The organism is Rhizobacter sp. P2_H2 (assembly GCF_056403375.1).
Genome location: NZ_JBFUFP010000121.1, coordinates 1 through 9,186 on the forward strand (window position 1 = coordinate 1; position 9,186 = coordinate 9,186).

A 9,186-nucleotide genomic window follows, 5' to 3' on the forward strand; every position below is an offset into this window, starting at 1 on the left:
CGCCAGCAGCGCGGCATGCACGTCGACGGGGTTCAGGGCGGGGATCACGGTGGTGTCGGTCATGGTGAAGAGGTCAATGAATCAAGGCAACGGGGAGTAGCCGGACACGAAGCTGCGGCGCTGGCCGTCCTCGGTGTAGACCGAGCGCTCGACCGCGCCGATGTCGGCGCCATACACGTGGATGCTGATCGAGGTGCGGTCGTCGAAGGCGTTGGCCACGCGGTGGATGTCGCCGACGCTCGGCGACACCGCATCGACCGCCCCCTGCTCCAGCCGCACCGGCGCGCCGGCCGGCACCAGCTTGGTGGGCCCGGCGAAGCGGTAGCCCTGCGACAGCTCCGCGCCGCGCAGCACGCCGATCAGCCCCCACACCGTGTGGTCGTGGATCGGCGTCGCCTGCCCGGGCCCCCACACGAAGCTGACGACCGAGAAGCGCGCCCGCGGATCGCGGTGCAGCAGGTACTGCCGGTAGCGGTCGGCACCGGGCTGCGCGTGCGAGGCCGGCAGCCAGTCGTCGTGCGCGACCAGGTCGGCCAGCAGCGCGCCGACATCGCGGCGCACGGCCGCCTCATCGGTGCGCTCGTCGAGCCGGTGCGACACCTGGTCGATGAAGTCCTGCAGCACACGGTCGCCATGATCGGTTCGCATCGTCGAGTCTCCTTCCTGGCCGCCAACGGGAGCCAAGCCGCACAGGCTACACGCGCACGCGCCTTCTGCGAATCGTGCAGATCGCATATCCAGCCCTGAAATCATTATTTGCGACGCTCGCACCATCGTCGCTACCGTCCTCCTTCTTCGTCATCTCCCGACARCAGGACACCGCAATGAGCATCGAATTCATCGGCATGATCCAGACCCAGAAAGTCTCGGAGACGCATGCCGCGCAAGGCCCGGCGATCGACCGCGACTACGTGCGCCGCTTCGCGCAGGCGCACGAGCAGGCCGGGTTCGACCGCATCCTGGTGCCGCACCACTCCACCGGCCCGAGCGCCACGCTGACGATCGCGTACGCGGCGGCGCACACCGAGAAGATCCACTTCATGCTGGCGCACCGGCCGGGTTTCACCGCACCGACGCTGGCGGCACGCCAGATCGCGTCGCTCGACCAGTTCAGCGGCGGGCGCCTGGGCGTGCACTTCATCTCCGGCGGCTCCGACGACGAGCAACGGCGCGATGGCGACTGGCTGACGCACGACCAGCGCTACGAGCGCACCGATGAATACCTGACGCTGCTGCGCCGCATCTGGACCGAGGACAAGCCCTTCGACCACGACGGCAGGCACTACCGCTTCCAGGCCGGCTTCTCCGAGGTGAAGCCGCTGCAGCAGCCGCACGTGCCGGTCTACTTCGGCGGCGCGTCCGATGCGGCGATCCCGGTGGCCGGCAAGCATGCCGACGTGTACGCGCTGTGGGGCGAATCGCTGGACCAGGTGGCCGAACTGACCGGCCGCGTGCGCGCCGAGGCGGCCAAGCATGGGCGCAGCGTGCGCTTCTCGGTGTCGTTCCGCCCGATCCTCGCGGAGACCGAAGACAAGGCCTGGGCGCGCGCCGAGCACATCCTCGAAGAGACCCGCCGGCTGCGCGTGCAGGCCGGCTACAGCCGCGGCGGGCCGCAGCAGAGCGTGGGCGCGCAGCGCCTGCTGGCGGCCGCTGCGAAAGGCTCGCGCGTCGACAAGCGCCTGTGGACGGCCATCGCGCAGGAGACCGGCGGCCGCTCCAACAGCACCGCGCTGGTCGGCACGCCCGAGCAGGTGGCCGAGGCCTTCCTCGACTACCACGCGCTGGGCGTCACCACCTTCCTGATCCGCGGCTTCGACCCGCTGGAAGACGCCATCGACTACGGCCGCGAGCTGATCCCCCGCACGCGCCAGCTGGTGACCGAACGGCTCGCAACCGGCAACCGGCGTGCCGCGTGAAGGAGCACGACATGAGCACCTTCACCTCCATCACCCGGCGCCACCTGCTGATCGGTACCGCGGCCACCCTGGGCGCAGGCCGCTTGCGCGCCGCCGAGCGCGTGCTGCTGAAGGCCGGCGACCAGAAAGGCGGCCTGCGCGCGCTGCTCGAAGCCGCGAACGAACTGCAGGGCCTCCCGTACGACATCCAGTGGGCCGAGTTCCCGGCCGCCGCACCGCTGGCCGAAGCGCTGAACGCCGAGGCGGTGGACCTGGGCCCGATCGGCGATGCACCGCTGATCTTCGCGCTGTCGAACGGCGTGCGCGTGAAGGCGATCGGCGTGAACCGCTCCGACCCGTACGGCACGGCCGTGCTGGTGCGCCCCGACTCGCCGCTGAAGACCGCGGCCGACCTGAAAGGCAAGCGCATCGCGACCAACCGCGGCTCGATCGGCCACCACATCGCGCTGAAGGCGCTCGCCTCGGCCGGGCTGAAGGCCGATGCCGACACCTTCCGCTTCCTGCCGCCGGCCGAGGCCAAGCTCGCGCTGACGCAGGGCTCGGTCGACGCCTGGGCCACCTGGGAGCCCTACACCGCGCTGGCCGAGACGGCAGGCCACGCCCGCGTGCTGGTCAATGGCCGCGGGCTGTCGTCGGGCCTGAGCTTCCTGGCCGCGACCGACAGCGCGATCGCCGCGAAGCGCCCCGTGCTGCAGGATTTCGCGCAGCGCGTGGTGCGTGCGCAGCGCTGGTCGTACCAGCACGTGCCGGAGTTCTCGGCCGCGCTCGCCCGCATCATCGGCATCCCGCCTGAAGCGGCGCGATTGCAGTTCGAACGCCGCCAGCAGCGCTGGATCGCGGTCGACGCCCAGGTGCTCGCCGACCAGCAGGCCACCGCCGATTTCTACCTCGAGGCCGGGCTGCTGAAGCAGCGGCTCGAGGTGCGCAACACCTTCGACGGAGGATTCGCGCCGGCCGCCTGATGCGAATTCAGAAGTCTTCAGGCCCGGCACGTATCCCCGCGCCGACCTGCTTCCGAGAATGTGCGCTCATCCACTCTCGGCGAGGCCGATCATGAGCATCGATGCCAACTCCACCCTGGGCAACCTCTACTGGTACCGCCACGATGGCTGGAAAGACGGCACCGAGCGATGGACCGGCAAGAACCTGGTCGGCCGCGGTGGGTGGCAGGAATACAAGTCCGTCTTCGCGACCAGCGACGRCATCCTCTACGCCATCGGCTGGGACGGAAACCTGCACTGGTACCGCGACGCCGGTTGGCAGGACGGCACCGAGCGCTGGGAGAGCAAGGTCGTCGGCCGGGGTGGATGGGCCGACTACCGGACCGTCTTCGCCACCAGCGACGGCATCCTCTACGCCGTCGGCTGGGATGGCAACCTCTATTGGTATCACCACGCCGGCTGGCAGGACGGCACCGAGCGGTGGAGCGAACGAAAGCTCGTCGGCCGCGGCGGCTGGGGCATGTACGTCAGCGTGTGCGCCACCAGCGAAGGCGTGCTCTACGGCATCACGCCCGACGGCGACCTCTACTGGTACCGCCACGAAGGCTGGCAGGACGGCAGCGAGCGCTGGATCGGCAAGAACCTCGTCGGGCGCGGCGGCTGGCGCAAGTACGCCAGCGTGTTCGCCACCAGCGACGGCACGCTGTACGGCATCACGCCCGACGGCAACCTCTACTGGTACCAGCACAAGGGCTGGGAGGACGGCACCGAAGACTGGCGCGGCGCTAACCTCGTGGGCCGCGGCGGCTGGAGCGGGTACACCAACGTCTTCATGACGAGCGACGGCATCCTGTTCGGCGTGCAGAACAACGTGCCGTCGCGCATCAAGCACATCGTCTACCTGATGCTGGAGAACCGCTCGCTCGACAACGTGCTGGGCTGGCTCTATCCGGACGGCAAGCGCCCGGATCGCGTCATCGCGCCGCTCGGCAACAACCAGCCCGACTACAACGGCCTGCGCCCGGAGACCTACTACAACCTGGGCGCCAACGGGGTCAGGCACTGGGTCCGCAAGGGCACCCGCAACAGCTGGGTGCCCGAGTGCGATCCCAATGAAGACTACGTGCACGTCAACAACCAGCTCTTCTCGAGCCCCTCGAACCCGGCCCCGAACCAGGTGGCCGGCATGGGCGGCTTCTACCAGGACTTCGCCGGCGACAGCTGGCGCTACGGGCTCGACGAGGTCATGCAGACCTACACGCCCGCCGAGCTGCCGGTGCTGAACGGCGCCGCGCGCCACTATGCGGTGTCCGATGCGTATTTCTCGTCGGTGCCCACGCAAACCAATTGCAACCGCGCCTTCGCCGCCACCGGCAATTCGCTGGCGCCCGACCCGGACACCGGCGCGCTGCAGGCCTGGGTGAACAACAACATGTGGTCCATCGGCAAGAACTGGCTCTACTTCAACCAGCGCACGATGTTCAACGCGATGTACGACGCCGGACTGCAGTCACCCGATGACTGGATGGTCTTCGCCAGCGAATCCTGGTGGTTCGCGGGCGGCAAGTGCTTCACCCGCGACATCCTGACCCAGCTGAGCGACTCGAAGTACGACCCTCATTTCGACACCATCGACACCTTCTACCGTCTTGCGAGAACGAACGCCCTGCCCTCCATGTGCTTCCTGGAACCCAAGTGGGGCTATGGCTACACGCGCGACGGCATGGGGCCGCAAGGCAACGACTACCACCCGCCGCGCAACGTCGCACCCGGCGAGCAATTCGTCAGCGACATCCTGGATGCGCTGAGGTCCAGCCCCGGTTGGAACGACACGCTGCTCATCATCAACTTCGACGAGCACGGCGGCACCTACGACCACGTCGCACCGCCCTGGCATGCCGCCGTGCCATGGGGCGAAGGCTCGGCCACGCCTGCCCCCACGCTCTGCGAGCACGGTTTCGGCTTCGACCGCTACGGCGTGCGCGTCCCGCTGATCCTGGTGTCCCCCTACATCGAGGCCAACACCGTCTTCCGGGCCGGGCCCGCGACACCGTTCGACCACGCCTCGGTCATCGCCACCATCCTGACGATGATGGGCATTCCGCGCAGCGACTGGCAGCTCGGCAACCGCGTGCAGAACGCGCCGACCTTCGAGTCGGTGCTGACGCGCAGCACGCCGCGCACCGACAGGCCGGAGATCAAGCCCAGCGCCGCCGCGCTGGCCGCCATCGCCGAGGAGCCGGCGATGGATCCGCCGCCCTCCGGGCTGCAACGTGAGATCGCGTCGCGCATGGTCCGTGAGTTCCTCTCCCGGCAGCCGCTCGCGGCGAACGCAAGCGCCGCCGCCGGCGAGGACGTCTACAAGGCGCTGGACGAGGTGAGGACGCTGTCCGGGCTGGGTGCCCTGGTGACGCGCATCGTGGGGGAACCGCCACGGTGACGCCGAGGTCGCGGGCTCAGACCCCGCCGAACACGTGCTCGAACTCCACCCAGCCCTGCCGCCCGTGGGCGCTGTAGAAGCCCACCGGGTAGAACGGCCAGCCGCCGGTGTCGTCGCGCACCGTCTTGTTCGCGACGTTGTTGACGATCAGCGTCAGCCGCGTGCCCTTCGCGAACTGGTAGCTGCCGCTCAGGTTGTGCAGCCATTGCGGCGGAACGAACCCCTCGTCGCCATCGGCAATGCGGCCGTAGCGGCTTGATGTGAGCGTGGCGCCCCAGTCGCCGAACGTGCCGTCCAGCGTCGCGACCAGCTTGGTCGGAAAGCCCGCGAAATCGCGCGTGCCGATCTGGTTGGTCGCGGTGTCGCCGGCGAACTGCTGGTACGTGAAGCTCTGCACCCGCGTGTACTTCGCGCCCGCCACCCAGCGGCCCCAGCCCTCGGTGGCCCAGCGCCAGCGCACGCCGAGGTCGAAGCCGCGCGTGCTCTCCTGCGCGGCGTTGATCGGATTGACCGCGATCTCGTAGACCTCGCCCGGCCGCACCACCGCATTCGCCGGGTTGCGGCGCACGCGCGAGAAGGTGTCGAGGCAGCTCGGGCTGGCCGGGTCGCGCGCGCCGCTGCGGCAATCGGCCTCGTCGCGCAACAGCTTGTCGGCGTCGAGCGTCGTGACCAGGTTGTCGATCCGGATCTTCCAGAAGTCGATCGAGGCCTCGAACTGCGCGCTCGGCGACCAGAACGCGCCCAGCCCCCAGCTGCGGCCGTTCTCGGATTTCAGGTCGGCGCTTCCGTTGCTGACGTAGTTGAAGCCGGGCGACAGGTTCGCGAACTCGCAGGTCGCCACCGGCTGGCCGGCCTGCGCGCAGCGCAGGTAGTCGGTCGACGACGCGTAGTAGCCGCGGCTTTCGGCGGTGTAGATGTAGCTCATGTCCGGCGCACGAAAGCTGGTCGCGTGGTTCGCGCGCAGCAGCAGCTCGCGGCTCGGCCTGAACTCCAGCCCGGCCTGCCAGGTCAGCTTGTCGTCATGCCGTCCGGCGAACGCGTAGTCGTCGTAGCGGCCGGCGAGCGTGGCCGTCACCTCGTGCGACAGCGGTGCGTTCAGCTCGGCGCCCAGCGCCTGGCGCTGCCGCGTGCCCTTCACCTCGGCCACCTCCTTGGTGTTGTAGAACACGCCCTGCCCCAGCCGCGGGTCCGAGCGGTTGCTGAAGCCTTGCGAGCCGATCTCGGCTACAGCGGCCAGTTGCAGCGGGCCTGCCGGCAGTTGCAGCAGCTCGCCGTGCACGCTGGCACCCAGGCTGTGGTTCCACGAACGGTTGTCGCCGTTGCTGGCGCCGCTGATCGAGCCGAACTCGGCCGCCGTCAACGGGGTGTACAGCCGCGCCGGATCGGGGGCGTAGATCGGGATGCCATCGGCATCGGTGCCCTGCTGCGGGCCGAGGAAGAAGCTGTCGACCGTGGCCAGCAGCCGCGGCGTGACGGTCTTGTTGCGGTAGCCCGAGGCACTGTAGGCCACCTCGTAGTTCCAGCCGTCGACCAGCTCGCCGCGCGCGCCGAGCGCGAGGTTGCCGGTGGTGTCGCGCCACTCGCGGTTGAAGCGCGTCACGCCGCCCAGTTCCTCGGGGGCGAGGCGGCGCGTCCAGGTCTCCAGGTCGCCGGTATTGGCATTGCGGAAGTAGCTGCTGCTCGCGCCGAGCGAGGTCCAGTTCGGCCCGCGGGTGTTGTTCTCGGTCTTCGCGACGCCGAGCAGCGCCTCGGCGAACAGCGTGGTCTTCGCGCTCAGAGCGATGTCGAACAGGCCGCCGAGGTTGGCGGTCTGGTTGCCGGTCTGCGTGGTCCAGTAGGTGGGCTGGGCGCGGCCGCTCGCGCAGTAGTTGCGGCTGCCCGCCTGGTAGTGCTGGGTGCTGCCGTCGAACAGCCCGCCGAGCRCATCGCAGGCGGTGCCGGGGTCGACGTAGGCGCCGGTGTCGGCATTGCGGCGCGACGCGATCGCGGTCGGCGCGGCGCCGGCCCGCGTGGTGTCGGCCATGAAGTCGCGCTGGCGGCTCCAGATCGGCTGGCGCTTGCCGAGCTCCAGGCCCCAGATGCCGGTCACGGCGTCGCTCGCGATGCCGCCGCTGAGCTGCACGCGCAGGTTCTCGCCGCCGCCCTGCTGCGTGGTGCCGGCCTTCACGTTCAGGTGGATGCCGTCGGTCTGCCGCTTCAGGATCACGTTGACGACGCCGGCGATCGCATCGGAGCCATAGACCGCCGAGGCGCCGCCGTCGAGGATCTCGATGCGGTCGATCAGCACCGACGGGATGTTGGCGAGGTTCACGAAGTTGACCTCGCCGTCGTAGGCGGTCGGGTAGTCGGCGACGCGGCGGCCGTTGAGCAGCGTCAGCGTGTGGTTCGGGCCGAGGCTGCGCAGGCTGATCGCGTTGGCGGCCGGCGTGAAGGTGTTGCCGAAGTCCTCGCCCTGCGTGAAGCCGGTGTTCTGCGTCAGCGCCGACAGCGCGTCGAACACGTTGCGGTAGCCGAGCCGTTCGATGTCGGTGCCCTTGATCACCGTGACTGGTGTCGGCCCTTCGGCCTGGGCGCGCACCAGGCGCGAGCCGGTGATCTGCACGCCGGGCAGGCTCTGGCCCTCGGGCTCGGCGGCGTGTACGGAGGGGATGGCGGCGAGCAGCAGCGCGCCGAGCAGGGGTCGTCTGGATGAAGGCATGTTGGATGGGTCACGAAAAAACGTGACCGCAGGCTACGCACCGACATCGGGGGACACAACGAAGGGAAGCTCACATGCAAACGCGGAGAGCGAGGGCGCAGTGAGGAAGTGTGTCGACCGGTTGTGATGGACTTCGCTACGCTGCCGACAGCGCCTGCTGGAACCAGCCCCGCAGCGCCACGACATCCGGGCGCTCACCGAGGCCGGGCGCGCAGGCGAAGTGGTACGCCGCGCCGGGCAAGGTGACGGCGAAGGGCTGGACCAGCAGGCCCGACGCCAGCGCGTCGGCCACCAGGACCAGGCTGACGAGGGCGATGCCGCCTCCCGCCACCGCCGCCTGCACCGCGTGCTGGCTGTCGTTGAAACGAACGCCGGCGTCGGTGTCGACGCCGGCGATGCCGGCCCGTTCACACCACGCGCGCCAACCGGGGGCCGGTTGCTGCGCGGTGCGGCCATCGACGTGGATCAACGCGGCGCGGCGCAGGTCGGCCGGTCCGCGCATCTTCAGCAGCGGGCTGCAGACCGGGGCGAACAGGTCGTCCTTCAACCACGTCGACTCGACACCCGCGAACAGGCCCGCGCCGTAGCGGATCGCCACCTCCACGCCACCCGGTGCCAGGTCGACGACCGCCTGCGAGGCGTGCAACCGCAGGTCGAGGTCGGGCAGCAGGCCGCGCAGCGCATCGAGGCGCGGCACCAGCCAGTGGCTCAGGAACGCGGTGGTCGTCGACAGGGTCAGCGCCTTCGCCGAGAGGCCGTCACGCAGTTGCGCAGCGACCCGGCCGATCTCGCCGAAGCCGAGCACGGTGGCGCGGTACAGCAGCAGGCCCTCGGGCGTCAGCGTGACGGCGCGTGGCGTGCGGTCAAGCACGCGCACGCCGAGCCAGGTTTCGAGCTGGCGGATCTGGTGGCTGATGGCCGTCGGCGTCACGAACAGCTCCGCGGCCGCTGCCTTGAAACTGGCGCGGCGCGCGGCAGCCTCGAAGGCTCTCAACGGGGACAGGGGTGGCAGGATATAGCGCGTCATGATGAGGATGCTTCATCTGAAGCTGAAGAATGTGAACTTGAGCGGCGGCCCAGCCAACGCTACGCTGRAGGCCCTACCACCCAAGGGCCAGATGATGAGCCAGCTTCACCTCTCCTGCACACCGAAAGCCATGTCATGACTGTTCTGACCGCGGGACTCATCGA

Annotated in this window: 6 protein-coding genes; 3 read left to right on the forward strand and 3 right to left on the reverse strand. The window is 69.3% G+C overall.

Annotated features, from left to right (window positions below; genetic code table 11):
• Nucleotides 1-81: 81 nt before the first annotated feature.
• Nucleotides 82-648 (reverse strand): cysteine dioxygenase family protein, encoded by a 567-nt coding sequence (locus tag AC1D15_RS09790; protein ID WP_477825828.1) that lies wholly within the window; start codon nucleotides 646-648, stop codon nucleotides 82-84.
• Between the two features lie 176 nt (nucleotides 649-824).
• Between AC1D15_RS09790 and AC1D15_RS09795 the strand changes: the two genes are divergently transcribed.
• From AC1D15_RS09795 to AC1D15_RS09805, 3 genes are all read left to right on the forward strand, one after another.
• The gene (locus tag AC1D15_RS09795) at nucleotides 825-1,916 is read left to right on the forward strand and encodes an LLM class flavin-dependent oxidoreductase (RefSeq protein ID WP_477825829.1); all 1,092 of its coding nucleotides are present in this window, start codon (nucleotides 825-827) and stop codon (nucleotides 1,914-1,916) included.
• A gap of 11 nt (nucleotides 1,917-1,927) precedes the next feature.
• Nucleotides 1,928-2,878 (forward strand): ABC transporter substrate-binding protein, encoded by a 951-nt coding sequence (locus AC1D15_RS09800; protein WP_477825830.1) that lies wholly within the window; start codon nucleotides 1,928-1,930, stop codon nucleotides 2,876-2,878.
• Nucleotides 2,879-2,969: 91 nt separating this feature from the next.
• On the forward strand, nucleotides 2,970-5,297 hold the full coding sequence (locus AC1D15_RS09805) for an alkaline phosphatase family protein (RefSeq protein WP_477825831.1): 2,328 nt from the start codon (nucleotides 2,970-2,972) through the stop codon (nucleotides 5,295-5,297).
• A 16-nt stretch (nucleotides 5,298-5,313) separates the two neighbouring features.
• Here AC1D15_RS09805 and AC1D15_RS09810 read toward each other — a convergent pair whose 3' ends face one another.
• Together AC1D15_RS09810 and AC1D15_RS09815 are read right to left on the reverse strand one after the other, a co-directional pair.
• Nucleotides 5,314-7,995: a TonB-dependent receptor plug domain-containing protein gene (locus AC1D15_RS09810; protein ID WP_477825832.1), complete on the reverse strand. Its 2,682-nt coding sequence runs from the start codon at nucleotides 7,993-7,995 to the stop codon at nucleotides 5,314-5,316.
• A gap of 136 nt (nucleotides 7,996-8,131) precedes the next feature.
• Nucleotides 8,132-9,022: a LysR substrate-binding domain-containing protein gene (locus AC1D15_RS09815; protein WP_477825833.1), complete on the reverse strand. Its 891-nt coding sequence runs from the start codon at nucleotides 9,020-9,022 to the stop codon at nucleotides 8,132-8,134.
• Nucleotides 9,023-9,186: the final 164 nt, after the last annotated feature.